This is a genomic window from Paenibacillus sp. F4 (assembly GCF_002894905.1).
GTDB lineage: Bacteria > Bacillota > Bacilli > Paenibacillales > Paenibacillaceae > Paenibacillus > Paenibacillus polymyxa_B.
Genome location: NZ_POVS01000004.1, coordinates 155,381 through 171,300 on the forward strand (window position 1 = coordinate 155,381; position 15,920 = coordinate 171,300).

Here is a 15,920-nt window from a genome sequence, read left to right on the forward strand (position 1 = left end):
TTGCTACTTTAAAATGAGCAAACGTTAAGGGAGTGGGCTAAATGGCGATTGAAAGATCACAGGTAGAAGACATTATAAAAGCCGTTGGTGGCAAAGACAACATAGAGGCCTCTACGCATTGCGTAACTCGTCTGCGATTTGCCCTTTATGATGATAAGCTGGTTGATAAAGATGCACTTGAACAAAATGATCTGGTTAAAGGCCAATTTTCTTCACAAGGACAATATCAGGTCGTGATTGGCCCAGGTCTGGTGGATAAAGTATATGACGAAATGATCTCCATTACAGGAGGTAGTCGGGCTTCTAAAGATGATGTCAAAAATGCGGCAAGCAAAAAACAAAATCCAATTCAGCGTGCCATCAAGACGCTGGCAGATATTTTTATCCCCATCTTGCCCGCAATCGTGACTGCAGGCTTATTGCTTGGAATAAATAATATTTTGACTGGCAAGGGAATCTTCTTCGAAGGTATGGCTCTGGTTCAAGTCTATCCTCAATGGACCGACTTTGCTGCTATCATTAACACCATTGCCAGCACCGCCTTTACATTTCTACCTGCCTTAATTGGATGGTCGGCTGTTGTCCGGTTTGGCGGCAGTCCTTTACTCGGGATCGTACTGGGTTTGATTCTGGTTCATCCGGATCTGCTAAGTGCATACGGTTATGCAGATGCTGTTACCAAAGGAACCGTTCCAGTTTGGAATTTGTTTGGGTGGGAAGTGAACAAGATTGGTTATCAAGGACAGGTTTTACCCGTTTTAGTATCCGCTTACGTGCTCGCGCACATTGAGAAATTCCTAAATAAGAAGATAGCAGATTCATTTAAACTGTTACTTGTAGCACCGATTACATTATTAATAACGGGATTTCTGGCATTTACAGTGATCGGTCCGGTTACTTTTATGATTGGTAATGCTATTACGTCTGGTCTTGTATACGTTTTCGATTTGGCTCCTGCGCTGGGAGGCCTGATTTATGGAGGCTTGTACTCCTTGCTCGTGATTACGGGAATGCACCATACTTTCCTGGCGGTGGACGTGCAATTAATTGGTACGCAGGGTGGAACATTCCTTTGGCCGATGCTGGCGCTGTCCAATATCGCTCAGGGTGCCGGAGCACTGGCAATGATGCTGGTATTGAAGGAGCAAAAGGGAAAAGGATTGGCTCTTACCTCTTCAGTGTCTGCATTTCTGGGTGTAACCGAGCCTGCCATATTCGGGGTGAATATCCGATATAAATATCCGTTTGTATTCGCAATGATCGGTTCCGGTATTGCAGGTATACTGCTCACCGTAAATCATGTGATGGCTTCTTCCATTGGTGTGGGCGGGATTCCAGGCTTCTTGTCTATTTTCCCAAACAACTGGGGTGTATTCTTCATTGGGATGGCGATCGTGTTAATTGTGCCGTTTGCTTTAACTTTAATGTATGGCAAGTTGTTAACTAAGCGCCGTCAGGCTGCACCAGCCAATGATTCCGTACGGAAAGACTCGCTTCCGCAAAGTACCGCACTAGATGTGCTTGAAGTGAGGACTCCCGTACGAGGACGTGTTGTACCGTTGGAACAGGTCCCTGACCCGGCTTTTGCCGAACGGCAGATGGGGCAAGGTATTGCAGTGGAACCGAAGGATGGCAAGATTCTTGCCCCATTCAGGGGGAAAGTTATTCATATCATGATGAAAAGCAAGCATGCCTTGATTTTGGAGCATTCGACAGGTGTACAGATTCTGGTACATGTGGGGATCAATACGGTGTCACTGAAGGGTGAGGGATTCACCATGCATGTGGAGACCAATCAAACCGTGGAGCAAGGACAACTACTGATGGAATTTGACCGTGATCTGATTCAGAAATCCGGATATCCCGTCATTACACCAGTCATTGTCCCGGATGGTCAGAGTATGATTGAATCGGTTGAGGAACTGCCAGGTGAGGCAGACGATTTGCAGTATACCTTAATGAGAATTCATTTGAATTCTTCATCAGGTCATAGGAATTAATTCAGATTCAATTCGCACAGTCTATTATAGTGAACAGGGAAGTGAAAGAATGCTACAATGAACGTGGTGATGAAAATTGACAAAGAATATATTTTTGCAAATTTATCAGGATTATTCGGGACAGATCCAGACAGGCGAATTGGCTCCAGGCACGAAAATGCCATCTGAAAATGAACTGGCCAGAGAGTATAACACTTCTCGTGAAACCGTACGTAAAGCACTTCACTTGCTTGCACAAAATGGGTATATCCATAAAATAAAAGCTAAGGGATCTTTTGTTCTGGATATTGGACGGATGGATTTTCCTATAGGAGGACTGGTAAGTTTCAAGGAAATGTCTGAACGAATTGGGCGTACATCACGAACCATTGTACATGAAAATCAGCTAATTCCAGTTCCAGATGACATAGCCAATCATCTTGAGATTGACAAAGACAAGTATTTGGTCTGGAAAGTTATTCGTGCGCGTGAGATTGAAGGTGAATGCGTCATACTGGATAAAGATTACTTTCGATCAGACATTGTACCTGTGCTTACCGAGGAAATTAGTCGTGGGTCCATCTACGAATATTTGGAGAGAGAGCTCCATCTTCAAATTAGTTATGCCAAAAAAGTGGTTTCTGTAGAAAATGCAGACGAAGAAGACCATAGGCTGATGGACCTTCAGAACTACACTCATGTGGTCGTAGTACGTAACTATGTTTATCTGGAAGATACCACGTTGTTCCAGTATACCGAGTCAAGGCATCGGCTAGACAAATTCCAATTTATCGACTTTGCCAGACGTTCCCACGGTGAAGACAAGAGAGCAGATTTTTTAAAATAACGATCAATAAAATAGTTAAGAAACCCCGTCTTTTAAGACGAGGGTTTCTTTTTTACCTTGGATGCAACTGCTGAGCAGCTTGTATACTGGCATTTGAGGGATTTGAATTTGCGTTTTATCCAAAAGCTGTTTATAGAATATTAAAAGGTTATATACTGTTTAGAATACAATTCCATGATCAATGCAATGGGAACGAGGTGTATGTTATTTATGTATAGAGTGGCTATCTGCGATGATGAGCACAAGCAGAGAGAACTTGTTAAAAATATGCTGATTACTTTGTCGATAAAGACCAGTATAGAATTTAAAGTTGAATTATTCGACTCCGGAGAACAGCTGGTATCTCATTATCAAAACCATGAGTCTCCATTCCATATCTTAATATTGGATGTTGAAATGAATGGCATGAACGGAATTCAAACCGCCCAAAAAATAAGGAGTTTAAATCACCTGGATGAACAGATTGTTTTTTTAACGAGCTACCCTGAATATATGGTGGAAAGTTTTGACGTAGTCACATTTCAGTATTTAATAAAACCGATTGCTCCCCATATCTTTGAGGAAAAAATGATAAAGCTGTGTCAATATTTTCAATCTCTCGATAAAAAATTCGTTATCATCAAGTCAGCTTATGAGGAAGTGCTTTTAAAATATGATGATATCATTAGTATTGAAGTGGTCAAAAGCTTAACCATAAAAAACAAACTGCATTTTGTAACCTCTACTCAAACCTATGATAGCAAAGGGATTCTTTCGGACTATGCTTCAGCATTAAAAGAACATAATTTTCTACAAATTCATCGTTCGATTATTATAAACTTAATTCATGTGAAAAAATTTGCTGGCGGTGATGTTTTGATGTCAAATGATGTGAAGTTACCTATTGGGCGTTCTAAAATAAAAGAAGTTAAAGATCTATATACCAAATTTATGATCATGAAGTTGCATTAATATGATGGAATATAACTCCCTGCTTCTTAATCTTTGCGTTGTCCTTGTTATGTGCTTCCAAGTGAATTTTTACTTTAACTCGGTTTTTGATAAGTCCAATCGAAAGCCGAACAGATTCGTGTACTTCATTATTTTTGGGTTGCTGGATTCCTTATATTTAAGTGTTTATTTGACTCCTACGATATCTTCAATTTTAGCATTACTTGTCATATTTAGTTTAGCGCAATCGTATACAGTGGAAATAAAGACAAAGATCATTTTTTCTATTCTTTATGCTGTATTGATAACCATCGTTAATTTTATATCTCTTTATATTTTATATGCTGTAGGCTCCGTTAAAATTAGCAACTTTATCCATTTGAGTGGACAAGATCACTTGATATTCTCTAAGGTTATGTTACTCAGCTGCATTATCATGTTTGCTGTCATTCAGATTATACGGCTATTTGCCAAACGCAGAACCTTCCCTTTGCAGCATCGTTACTATATTTTATTTCTAATCGTTCCCATCATAAGTTTATACCAGGTCAATGTTTTATCTGTTTATAGTGAAAAGAATATGTATTATTTTGGTTCTATTATTGGCTTTATTTCCTTAAATGTTTTTATCATATATATTTTTGATAATGTCATTGAAAAATTTCAATTAATGCATGAAAATGCTCAATTACAACATCAGATGGACTACCAAGATGCTAACTACGAAAAAACGGTTCACAGCTTCAAAAATATAAAAAGAATCATTCATGATACACACCAACAGTTTTTGTATATTGAAGAATGTATCAAGAGAAATGAATTGGCAGAGGCGAGTGAACATATTAAGGTTACCTTAAATAAAATCGAAGGAGCGTATCAAAGGGTTAATACCGGTAATCTGGTTATAGATGCCCTTGTCACGAACAGCCTTAATATTGCTCTGGCCAATGGCATCAAGGTAGATACCCAGCTTAACTTGTATTCACAGAAAGTAAATATTGAACGTTATGACTTATGTGTCGCTCTGGGCAATATGCTGGATAATGCCATAGAAGCATCTAAAAGGGTCAGGATTGCGGATGATAGGTACATTCTTATTAAAATACATTCCAATGAGTCCGCGCTGTTCATTCACATCCTTAATCATGTGGAGAATGAAGTTGCCCATTTGCATAGTCAAAAATCAAACCCGGATGTTCATGGCATTGGCTTAACCAATATATCTAGAATATGTGACAAATATGGTGGGAATATGACCATTGAAACGAAAAATAAAGTATTCAATAATATGGTTTTATTGCCATTTTATAAGGACATTCCTTAGACATTATGTTGTTTAGGGATTGTTTTTTACATTTAAGGGTGTTTTTTTATATAGAATCCTCGTTCATTGTATGATCAGGTCAGTAATAAAGCCTGGTGAAGCTATAAGAGGAGGAAATATGGAATGAAGAAAATAATAGCTGTGTTCGTTTCTGCTATGCTTTTTGTACTGCCGATGACGAATACTTTTGCTCAAGACACTGCTGAACCCATCAAGGAAAAGGCTCGCAGTCTAGCCTCGGAGCTGGTATCCAAATACGGTGCTAGCGGTGTGCAGTATGCCATTATGGACCAAGGAAACATTGTATTATCGGATAGCGTGGGTGTAAAGAATAAAGCAACCAACGAGCCGATCACCAAAGATACGATGTTCGGTATAGGCTCTACAAGCAAAATGTATGTATCTGCTGCAACGATGATGCTGGTCGATGCCCATAAGGTAGATATTGATCAGCCGCTAACAACATACATTAAGGACTTTAAAATGTCTGATGAAAGATACAAACAAATTACACCCCGTATGCTGTTAAATCATTCGTCAGGTCTTTACGGTGCTCACTATAAAAATAGTATGTTATTTAATGACAATGATACAGAAAATCATGATGAGCTCTTGCTAAGGTTGCAATCAGAAACTTTAAAATCAAACCCTGGCGAATATTCCGTATATACCAATGATGGATTTCAATTGCTTGAAATATTGGTTGAGCGGGTGAGCGGTCTAAGTTACACCGATTTCCTGGCAAAGCATATTAGTACACCTTTAGGTTTGAAATCTACCAAAACACCTCTCGATCAATTTGATAGACAAAAGCTGTCCAAAACTTATTTTCCTGCGGTTGAGGGGGCTTTACCGGTTGAAAATGCCAATGTCATCGGGACAGGGGGCTTATACTCCACCGCAGAAGAGGTGGCTATGTTTTCAGAAGTATTAACGGGGAACAGACCCGATATTCTATCTGCACAATCGGCGAAGTCCATGAAAAGTCATGAATATCGAAATGGAATATGGGTACCTGAAGAGACAAACAGCTTTAATTATGGACTTGGTTGGGATGCGGTTCAGTTGGCACCGTTTAGTGATTACGGAATAACTGCGTTATCCAAGGGTGGGGATACTGTTTTGTATCACTCTACTTTGATCACCATACCAGAGCATCATATTTCTATGGCTGTGCTTTCATCTGGAGGGTCTTCCATCTTAGATAGTATTTTTGCTTCTAACATTTTATTGGAAGTTTTAAAAGATAAGGGCATCATTAAAGACATCATACCGGAGAAAACATTTGAGCCTCCTGTAAAAGTGGAAATGCCATCTGATTTACTTTTTTATTCGGGATTATACGGTTCTGTGGGTACAACCATAAATGTAGAGATTAAAAACGGTGAGTTTGATTTACCTGCTTTCTTGGATGGATTCGTCCCGGCGCAAAAATATGTGTATACAGGCAATGGACAATTCAAAAGCAGTGATGGCAGTGTAGCCATAAGCTTTGACAAACAAAAAAACGGGAAAACGTATATTAAGGCGAACCTATATTTAAACTTTCCGGGATTAGGTCAAATGGTTATGGTGACTTATGAATATCAAAAGCTAGATGCCAATCCTGTAAATCCCATAGTTAAAAAGGCATGGGAAAACAGAAACGGGAAAAATTATTATGCTTTGGATGAAAAGATATCTTCCATATTTTATCTGGCCCCCTCATTTATAACGAAAAAAATATCCTTTGATCATGATGGATACGCAAGTGGTACTAAAATTGTGGATGAGAATAAAGCAGTAAATGCCGTTGAGATTCCTGTTATGAGTGGAAGAGATGCATTTGATCTGAATTTTTATACCAAGGATGGTTCGGAGTATTTAACCATAGATGGACAATCCTATATCAGTGAAGATGCTGTTAAACCTATCTTGGGAGGAAAATCAGTGTACACCATACCATCTAATGGCCAAGCCACATGGTATAAAATAGATAAAAACTCAGCCGATAAAACGATGACCATTGATTTTCCAACAAGCGGAGGGTTCGCTGTCTATGATGAAAACGGAGCGGTTGTACAATTTTCAACTGCCAGCAATAACAATTCGGTTGTACTTCCCAAAGGTGGCTTGATCGTTTTGGGTGGCAATGCAGGGGATGTATTTAAAATCAATTTGAATTAAGCGTGTAGCCGCTTCTGGAAATTCAGGAGCGACCGTTGCAGCGTTGGAAGGTTAAGTAGATAACCGCGAATCTTAAGTCGAATTGGCCTTTATATAAGGCCAATTCGACTTTTTCATTCAGCAGATGAGCCTAAATCCGTAATGGATAATTTTATATCGAAGGTTACGGGGATTTTGCTGAATTTATAATCCCAATCATCCTTTACTTTTTTCCACACCTGAGGTTTCTCAATATGCAAATGATCACCAAAACCGGCAACATCGACTTTATATTCTGACTGTAATTTGTGCATAACAGACTTAATCCTGCGAGTCACTTGTTCTTCAAACTCTTTCTCAGCCTCTTTCATGTTTCGTGTCTCAGTTGGGTCCGCTTTATCATCCCAGTTTTCGATTAGACGTCCTTTGGATTCAATTTTTACGTGGAATGAGATATCGTTGCCCTCGGTCACCTTCGTTGTTATTTTGCTTTTTACCGATTTGATTTCGTAAGTTATGGCTTCATTCCGCTTGTTATACGTTTTGACAGCCCCACCTTTAACATCACCTGTAATCCATCCAATACTCTCCACGTCTTGTTGTCCCAAACTACCGATCCAGTGACCGGTATCTCCTTTAATAATGCCAGCCCCTGAAAATTCTAATTCTCCATCGGATTCAGTAATGTTTTGCAATATATAGCTTTTTTTAGAATGCATCAACCCATCCAATTCAGACAAATTGACTCCCTTCATTACCTTGCTGGTTCTGAAATGGTTACGAAGCATATATAGAATATGAATGGAGGGGACCTCGTCCTCATATTTGGTAACTAAAGTGCTAGCTGCTCGATCCTTGCTTAAGAAGACCAAACAACTCGGGCGAATATCATTATCACGTAGCACAAAATCCATTAATTGCTGCATCGTCTGTTCTTTCGCCAAATCGGTGGCAACCACCATGACCTTAAGATGGTGACCAATAACCGGGCGATCCAAACGGAGAGAGAGTTGCCGGAAGATTTCAAGCAAAGAATCCCCGGTGGCTGCTATATTGACATAGTTTGGCCCTTGTCCGCCACCGCTTTGCTGCTCTGTGCTTCCAGATGATTTTTTGGGGACGATTTGTAGGCTGGCGGTAATTTTATTTTTCTTGAAGTAACGGCTGCCTTTCTTCTCCAGTTCCTTCTCCAATGGAGTGAGCTCCCCCTTATCCAGGGCCAGTCCTGTATATATGCTTAGTTCCTCTACTTCTTTGCTGCTCCAACAGCCAACTTGAGTCACCAGAAGAATGAAGGCAAGCAGCAAAGATAGGATAGCTCGTCTACACATTTTGCTTCATTCCCTTCTTCCTGATCATGAAAACGATGGAGAGAAGTACCGGGACCAGAAAAAATAAAATGATTCCCATGTATCCGATCGCATCGCCTAGGCTAAACACTTCCATCATACGAACAGGAGTCATTGTGGAGATAAAGATAATTGGGATTAAGCCAAAAATCGCATAACGATATTTAAGGCCAAACACCTGTGAGACACCTAAGGATGCATTGAAGAAAAAACTGCAGAAATTACAAAACATTTGCATCATCCAGATCACCAGCAGCGGAAACTCAAGCCGTTCAAAAAGAAAACCGGGGATTTCAAAACTGCGCATCAAATTAATGGTGGGCCAAGTACTTGTCACAGTGGAGTCCATCGATAGCCCGCCGATCACCATAACTACGGTCAGAAAGTACAAAACCAAAGGGATACTGATCCCCACTACCATGGCCTTAAATGCTTTTTCGGGGTGCTGTAAAAAAGCGACCAGTGTCATGATGACTTCACATCCACTGAAAACAAGAACAGTCGATTTAAGACCCTTGATGACAGGGAGAATCCCGTCACTCAATACAGGACGAAGATGATCAATTTCAAAAATCCTTAAGCTAAAGACAAAACAGAGCAGCAGAAAGAAGAGACTGATCGGAAGTATGATTTGGTATAGCCGAGCGATGGGATTAATGCCTCCAAAAACCAAATAACTTCCTACCCAGATGAACGGAATCACAATCGCCCAGATGGGTGTGCCTTCGAGCAGAAAAAACATCGTCACTTCAGCCAAAACCCGAATCTCAAAGCCAGCGATAATTAAAAAATATATAATTAATAACACGCTTAAAAATCCTCCCGGAATCGTGCCCACGATTTTTCTGGAGTATTGATACACGGTGTTTCCGGGGAACTGTTGACTTAATTTCACCATGACCCAGACGACTAATATGACAATGCATCCACCGATGAGGACAGAAAGCCATGCATCAGGAGTCTGTACCTTTTCAGTTACACCTCTCGGCAGTGTCAAAATCCCTGCCCCCAATACGGTATTGGTCAGGAATACAGCCGCCTGCTTCGTTGTGATCTTATCATCAGAGCGTCTAAACACCATAGCTCCTCCTTCGTCTTGGCATCATGATCTGCGCTTTTTTTGCTGAGTTTTCATCATAACAGGTCTTCGTTTCATCATAGATATAGGAGCACGAATGTACACATCCTTCCAGTCGCTTAGACGCATGGGCGAAAAGGGAGTTACGTACGGTACGCCGAAGCTTTTCAATTTCGTCAGATGGATACAAATTAACAGAAAGAACAATATGGTTCCGAACATGCCCAGGATGGCTGCAAATACCATGCCGGCAAAACGCAAAATTCGCAAGGTAATGCCCGCACTGTATGTTGGTATCGAAAACGAAGAAATCGCAGTAACCGAAACCACAATCACCAGGAATGGGCTAACGATACCCGCATTTACAGCAGCGTCGCCAATGACCAAGCCTCCCACAATGCCCATTGCAGGACCGATGGGTTTGGGCAAGCGAATGCCTGCTTCCCGTAGGATTTCAATAGAGATTTCCAAAATCATGACCTCTATGACAGATGGGAAAGGGACGCCTTGACGGGTTTCGATGATGCTAATGACCAGCTTGGTCGGAATCAAACCGGGATGAAACGATATAAAAGAGATGTACAAAGCAGGCCCCATGAGCGCTATAAACGCCCCGCTAAATCGCAGCAGGCGTAAAAGTGTTCCTGGAATCCAGCGCTCATAATAGTCCTCGGGTGATTGAAGCAGCATACTGAAGGTCACCGGAACAATAAGTGCAAAGGGAGTCCCATCCAGCAAAATGGCTATTCTTCCTTCCAACAAAGCATTAATGACACGGTCGGGGCGCTCTGTATTGTGAGCCTGCTGGAACGGACTTAAATAATTGTCTTCAATAAGTTGTTCCACATAACCGGATTCAGCCAAAAAATCCATGTCTATCTTTGAAATTCTGCGGTTTACTTCTTCGAGGAGATCTGGATTCACAATATCCTTTATATACGCGACAACCAGATCTTTTTTGATTCGGCTTCCCACTTGGAATTTCTTCATCTCCAAACTTTTGTTTAAGCCCTGGCGTCGAAGCATCGAAGTATTTTCACTTAATACCTCCGTAAAACCAATTCGGGGCCCCCGAAGCAATGCTTCAGAGGTTGGTTCATTGACGGAGCGAATGGCGCCATTGGGCGAGCCCACCAGCAGTGCTCCCTTCATTCCTTCAATTAATAAGGCAGTATGGCCTAAAAGTATAGACTCCTGCAGGTCCTCCATATCAGCAACTTCACTAATTTGCGTAAGTGGCATCAAGTTTTCTTTTATAAAGGTGTTACTTATACTTTCCTGCTGTTCCTGTGGGCGCTGTGGGTCCTGCTGGCCCTCGTACATCAAGACCTCCAATACCTGCTTGCTCATAAGCTTTTCATCCTGCATACCTTCTATGAAGACTAACACGGACCGAACATGATATTTCTTTACTACAAACTCACGAAAATGCACATCACTATTTTCGCCTATAGCCTCTCGGATCGACTTTAAGTCGGAATCATAATTCCCTGTAATTTTGGAGCTTGGTTCATGCTGCTGATCAGCATCGCCTTCGTTATGTTCGTCGGAAAGCGGACGATCAGAAGAATGTTTGGATTTTGCCCCCTTACTACCAACAAACGAATAAATCGATGTGTTTATATAATAAATTCCTAAAGGAATAATCAACGCGAGGCCTGCTTGAAAGAGTGTAATCCAGCTTGGAATATAAGAAATTATTTTAGACCACATGATGATCACCTCCATACGATTCAATTCATGTTTCCTTAAGATACAAGTTGTTCCTAAAGTATTCCTTATAAAGGTTGTATTTACACATGAAATGGAAAGATTCGTTCGATGAATTGAGCAGTGATGTATTTAATATTTATGAAGTTTGATTTCTGGCCTTAGCTTTATCCCTTGAAACGGAATAGGGAAATCCCTAAATATTCTTAATTTGAACTACATTGTGATTCTAGTCACATATAGCTCTATCTGCTGTATTAGAATAGAAGCATAAGCAATATTCATAGGAACGTAGGAGATGTCATCGGATAGGAAGTATCGTCGAATGAATGGAGGAACCGGTATATGATAAACAGTAAACAGAAACTTGTGGTTATAGGGAACGGGATGGCTGGTATCAATACGGTCGAACAAATTTTGAAATTAACGGATAAGTATGAAATTACGGTCCTGGGAAATGAACCGCATCCGAACTATAACAGGATCATGCTCTCTTATGTGTTGGAAGGCAGTAAAACGATTGATGATATCATACTGAACGATTTGCAATGGTACGCGGATCAAGGGATTACTTTATATACAGGAAAAATGGTGAAAAGCATCGACGGTGAGAACAAGAAGATTCACACCGAAGACGGACTGGAAATTGATTACGATGTAGCTTTGGTAGCTACTGGCTCACAATCGTTTATTCTGCCTATTCCGGGTAAAGAATTACCGGGTGTCATCGGTTTCCGAGATATCGCCGATTGCTCGGCAATGCTTGAGGCGGCGAAGACCTTTAAAAAGGCAGCTGTCATTGGCGGAGGTCTGTTAGGGCTGGAAGCAGCTAAAGGCTTGGTCAACCTGGGAATGGATGTTACGGTCGTCCATTTAATGGAGGATTTGATGGAACGCCAGCTGGACCGGGAAGCCTCTGCGATGCTAAAAGCAGAACTAGAACGCCAGGGAATCAAGTTTGCTATGCAAATGCAAACTGCGGAGGTGTATGGTCAAGATCGGGTACAAGGACTGCGGTTTTCAGACGGAAGCGTGCTGGAAGCGGATTTGGTCGTTATGGCCGTCGGGATCAAACCTAATATTCAGGTGGCTGTGCAAAGTGGTATGGAAACGAACCGTGGTATTGTAGTCGATGATTTGATGAGAACCTCCGTGCCGGATGTATATGCTGTAGGGGAATGTGTTGAACACCGCGGAACCTGTTACGGCTTGGTAGCTCCGCTGTTTGAACAGGGGAGTGTAATTGCCAAACATTTGGCAGGTGCGGATACTGAAGGTTATATGGGATCGGTGGTTTCCACCAAGCTCAAAATTTCAGGGGTGGATGTTTTCTCAGCTGGCGAATTCATAACCCAGCCTGAACATACGGTGATTGTTGCAAAGGATGAGTGGAAGCGCACATACAAAAAAGTGCTGCTTCGTGAAAATAAGATTGTTGGAACTGTACTGTTTGGCGATGTGAGCGAATCTGCTACTCTTCAAAAATATGTGCGTCAGCAAACATTGATGACAGATGAGATATATGGACAGATCATGGGTACTGGATGCAGTAATCACGGGGCGAAAACATCATCCGCTGAAACGATGGCCGATGATGAAATTGTGTGTGGCTGTAACGGTGTAACTAAAAAGGCCATTGTGGATGCAATTAATGAAAATGGACTGACTACAGTCGATGAAATTAAAGCATGTACCGGAGCAACGCGCTCCTGTGGAGGATGTAAGCCGGTCGTGGAGCAGATTCTACAATATGTTCTTGGAGACAGCTTCAAGACGTCAGCCAAACAAGGAATATGTGGCTGCACAACATTGAGTCGGGACGAGATTGTGGAAGCGATCAAAACCAAAGGGCTGACAACAACGCGTGAAGTTATGAATGTACTGGGTTGGCATAATGATGAAGGATGCTCCAAATGCCGCCCGGCGCTGAATTACTATTTGGGAATGATTAACCCGGATACCTATGAAAATGAGGGAGATTCTCGTTTTGTAAATGAGCGATTGCACGCAAACATTCAAAAGGATGGAACGTTTACGGTTGTTCCTAGAATGTACGGCGGTGTAACGACCCCAGAAGATTTGAAGAAGATAGCAGATGTTTCTCTTAAATACAACGTTAAGGTCGTTAAAGTAACAGGAGGGCAGCGGCTTGATTTGATCGGTGTCCGTAAAGAGGATCTGCCTAAAGTATGGGAAGAACTCGATATGCCGTCAGGATATGCTTACGCGAAGTCACTTCGTACGGTTAAAACCTGTGTTGGATCGCAATTCTGCCGGTTTGGCACACAAGACTCGATGGGAATGGGAGAAGTGTTGGAACGAAAATTCGAACGACTGGATTTCCCAGCAAAATTCAAATTAGCGGTTAATGGATGTCCACGCAACTGTGCGGAATCATGTACCAAAGATATCGGAATCGTAGGTAATGATGGGGGCTGGGAGATCTTTATCGGTGGTAATGGCGGTATTAAAGCACGGTTGGCTGATTCACTCTGTAAAGTGAAAACCGACGCCGAGTTGATTGATATTGTAGGCAGCGTAATGCAACTTTACCGGGAAACAGGACAATACCTGGAGCGCACGTCGGAGTGGGTGGAACGGATCGGTCTGGAAGAGATTCAGAAGGCTGTCGTTCAGGATACAGATAATCGACAAGCTTTAGTAGAACGCATCGAATTTGCACTACAACAGGTCGAAGACCCGTGGAAAAAGATCATCAATGATGAGGATACACGCAAAAATCTATTTGAGGTTGTCACTCCGTCTATTGTGTAATTGTATCTAAAATGCCTGAGGAAGGGAGCGATCAAGCAAATGATCAAAAATGCCGAATGGCTTGTCGTCGGTCACAGTAAGGATTTTCCGATCAGAATAGGACGTACCATCCACATCAAAGGTGCCGAAATTGCTGTTTTCCGCACTTCGGAGAATGAGCTTTATGCCGTTGAAAATGTCAGTCCTCATCCCAAAAGAGGTCCTCTTACAGAGGCGATAGTATCTGGTCATTATATCTATGATCCTTTATATGACTGGAAAATTGATTTAAAGACGGGCATCGTTCAAGAGCCTGATCACGGACAAATTAAAACGTTCGCCGTTTGTGAAGAGGGAGAAGAAGTGAAAATTTCGCTCGAAACGGTTTAGTTCGTCTGAGGGAATACAAATAAAAAAGGGCTCGACAGGAACAATCCTGTGGGGCCCTTTTTTCGTCTTGGATCAGGTAATGGTAACGCCTGCACTTGCATAACCTACGATAGTGTTTACGAGGGAAAGTCCCGTAGCTGTTGCAGAGAAGACAAGGAGCAGACGAGTCTGTGCGGTTACCGGTATAGCCAGCCCGGTAGTAATACCGCTAGAGATCGTTCCCAAAGCAATAATGCCAGCCAGTGGAGGGGCCAATGTAACGATAGCTCCGGGAACTGCTGTGAAGGTATTATTAGGTGTTGGGGAACTAAACAACTGGGCCGTAATCGTCGCAGTTGAACCCACGAGAGTTAACGCAGCTGTTGTACTGAAGTAACCAGCAATAGATGTAATTACGCCATCCCGTGGTACGGAAAAAGCAAAGTTGATCAGAGGTCCTACAAGTGTACCTGTGAGGTCAATGGTATCGCCTACAAGGCCAATACCTGTAGCTGAGCTTCCAAAGCCGATCAAACTTGTGGTTCCTACCACCCCGCCAAGAACGGTTGTCAGGATAGCAGGTCCGCCCGAAGCAAACGGAATGATGGCTCCCGAACCGGTGGCTCCAGTAACACCAGCCGTGCCCGTGGCTCCGGTAGCGCCAACTGCGCCTGGCAAACCATCCGCCCCGGTAGGCCCTGTGGCTCCGGCTGGCCCGACCAATCCATCCGCGCCCGTAGCGCCCGTGGCGCCTGTCACACCCCCGGCAGGGCCCGCAGCACCCGTAGCGCCGACAGGTCCAGCGGCCCCGATAGGCCCTGCTGGGCCAACAGGTCCGGCCGCTCCGATAGGTCCGGGAGGCCCTTGTGGCCCTGGTCCACCTGCGGGTCCAGGCGCACCGCCGGGTCCCACGGGTCCAGGAGGTCCTTGTGGACCAGGCGCCCCTGACGAGGACGTGGTACCCAACGCAATACTGATAGCCGTTCCGGCGGTTCTGATTGCACTGATCAAACTGTCTTTAAGAGCTGGATCGAGGGGTTCCTGTAAAACGATGGACAATAGGACATCCAGTAACTGTTGCAGTGTAGTTCCTACGCTGATTGGGGAGAAAGGCGTGGCTTCTATCGCTACAATAGCAAGTTCCAGCGCTGCCAGTAAGTCTGCCTTAATCCCGCCTCTAAGTCTTAAGCTTTTCGCCAGAGACAACAAACGTCTTAAAATCTGTTGCAAGGAAGATACATTAGCCGCAGAGGGGCTTGCGAATACAAGTGGGATGATCACAGTCAATTCATTAATAAGCTTGAGAAGCTCTTCTATATTTCTATTTACTCTTGCTGGCTTACAGTCTTCGTCTCTTTTTGAAGCACCACTGAACCTGAACGGTTTTCTGTGTTTCATATTCAAATATCTCCTCCTCACCATTCTTCCTACTGTA

Annotated in this window: 11 protein-coding genes; 7 read left to right on the forward strand and 4 right to left on the reverse strand. The window is 42.7% G+C overall.

Going from position 1 to position 15,920, the window contains the following annotated elements; translation table 11 throughout:
* The first annotated feature begins 41 nt into the window (after positions 1-41).
* From treP to C1T21_RS01440, 5 genes are all read left to right on the forward strand, one after another.
* Positions 42-2,000: a PTS system trehalose-specific EIIBC component gene (treP, locus tag C1T21_RS01420; RefSeq protein ID WP_103046908.1), complete on the forward strand. Its 1,959-nt coding sequence runs from the start codon at positions 42-44 to the stop codon at positions 1,998-2,000.
* 76 nt (positions 2,001-2,076) lie between these two features.
* Positions 2,077-2,826: a trehalose operon repressor gene (gene treR, locus C1T21_RS01425; protein ID WP_103046909.1), complete on the forward strand. Its 750-nt coding sequence runs from the start codon at positions 2,077-2,079 to the stop codon at positions 2,824-2,826.
* Between the two features lie 210 nt (positions 2,827-3,036).
* Positions 3,037-3,777, forward strand: coding sequence for a LytR/AlgR family response regulator transcription factor (locus C1T21_RS01430; protein ID WP_103046910.1), 741 nt, complete (start codon positions 3,037-3,039; stop codon positions 3,775-3,777).
* 1 nt (position 3,778) lies between these two features.
* The gene (locus tag C1T21_RS01435) at positions 3,779-5,080 is read left to right on the forward strand and encodes an ATP-binding protein (protein WP_103046911.1); all 1,302 of its coding nucleotides are present in this window, start codon (positions 3,779-3,781) and stop codon (positions 5,078-5,080) included.
* Positions 5,081-5,203: 123 nt separating this feature from the next.
* Positions 5,204-7,246 (forward strand): serine hydrolase domain-containing protein, encoded by a 2,043-nt coding sequence (locus C1T21_RS01440; RefSeq protein ID WP_103046912.1) that lies wholly within the window; start codon positions 5,204-5,206, stop codon positions 7,244-7,246.
* Positions 7,247-7,359: 113 nt separating this feature from the next.
* Here C1T21_RS01440 and C1T21_RS01445 read toward each other — a convergent pair whose 3' ends face one another.
* From C1T21_RS01445 to C1T21_RS01455, 3 genes are read right to left on the reverse strand one after another with little or no spacing between them, the layout of a single operon-like run.
* Complete coding sequence (locus tag C1T21_RS01445; RefSeq protein ID WP_103046913.1) at positions 7,360-8,556, reverse strand: Ger(x)C family spore germination protein; 1,197 nt, start codon at positions 8,554-8,556, stop codon at positions 7,360-7,362.
* Entirely contained in the window at positions 8,549-9,652 is a 1,104-nt protein-coding gene (locus C1T21_RS01450) for a GerAB/ArcD/ProY family transporter (protein WP_103047034.1), read from the reverse strand. Before C1T21_RS01450 ends, C1T21_RS01445 begins: the two co-directional genes overlap by 8 nt.
* Positions 9,653-9,676: 24 nt before the next feature.
* A complete protein-coding gene (locus C1T21_RS01455; RefSeq protein ID WP_103046914.1) occupies positions 9,677-11,365 on the reverse strand; it encodes a spore germination protein in 1,689 nt (562 codons plus the stop codon).
* A gap of 342 nt (positions 11,366-11,707) precedes the next feature.
* On the opposite strand from C1T21_RS01455, the gene nirB reads away from it, so the two are divergent.
* Together nirB and nirD are read left to right on the forward strand one after the other, a co-directional pair.
* Positions 11,708-14,137, forward strand: a complete 2,430-nt coding sequence (gene nirB / locus C1T21_RS01460) for a nitrite reductase large subunit NirB (RefSeq protein ID WP_103046915.1) — start codon at positions 11,708-11,710, stop codon at positions 14,135-14,137.
* 39 nt (positions 14,138-14,176) lie between these two features.
* Positions 14,177-14,506, forward strand: coding sequence for a nitrite reductase small subunit NirD (gene nirD / locus C1T21_RS01465; RefSeq protein ID WP_103046916.1), 330 nt, complete (start codon positions 14,177-14,179; stop codon positions 14,504-14,506).
* Between the two features lie 72 nt (positions 14,507-14,578).
* Here nirD and C1T21_RS01470 read toward each other — a convergent pair whose 3' ends face one another.
* On the reverse strand, positions 14,579-15,883 hold the full coding sequence (locus C1T21_RS01470; RefSeq protein WP_103046917.1) for an exosporium glycoprotein BclB-related protein: 1,305 nt from the start codon (positions 15,881-15,883) through the stop codon (positions 14,579-14,581).
* Between the last annotated feature and the right edge of the window lie 37 nt (positions 15,884-15,920).

What these genes read in the sequence shown, in the direction of transcription:
- C1T21_RS01445 (WP_103046913.1), bottom strand. Translation starts at nt 8,556, where the DNA reads ATGTGTAGACGAGCTATCCTATCTTTGCTGCTTGCCTTCATTCTTCTG.
- C1T21_RS01440 (WP_103046912.1), top strand. Translation starts at nt 5,204, where the DNA reads ATGAAGAAAATAATAGCTGTGTTCGTTTCTGCTATGCTTTTTGTACTG.
- C1T21_RS01455 (WP_103046914.1), bottom strand. Translation starts at nt 11,365, where the DNA reads ATGTGGTCTAAAATAATTTCTTATATTCCAAGCTGGATTACACTCTTT.
- nirD (WP_103046916.1), top strand. Translation starts at nt 14,177, where the DNA reads ATGATCAAAAATGCCGAATGGCTTGTCGTCGGTCACAGTAAGGATTTT.
- C1T21_RS01470 (WP_103046917.1), bottom strand. Translation starts at nt 15,883, where the DNA reads ATGAAACACAGAAAACCGTTCAGGTTCAGTGGTGCTTCAAAAAGAGAC.
- treP (WP_103046908.1), top strand. Translation starts at nt 42, where the DNA reads ATGGCGATTGAAAGATCACAGGTAGAAGACATTATAAAAGCCGTTGGT.
- C1T21_RS01430 (WP_103046910.1), top strand. Translation starts at nt 3,037, where the DNA reads ATGTATAGAGTGGCTATCTGCGATGATGAGCACAAGCAGAGAGAACTT.
- C1T21_RS01435 (WP_103046911.1), top strand. Translation starts at nt 3,779, where the DNA reads ATGATGGAATATAACTCCCTGCTTCTTAATCTTTGCGTTGTCCTTGTT.
- nirB (WP_103046915.1), top strand. Translation starts at nt 11,708, where the DNA reads ATGATAAACAGTAAACAGAAACTTGTGGTTATAGGGAACGGGATGGCT.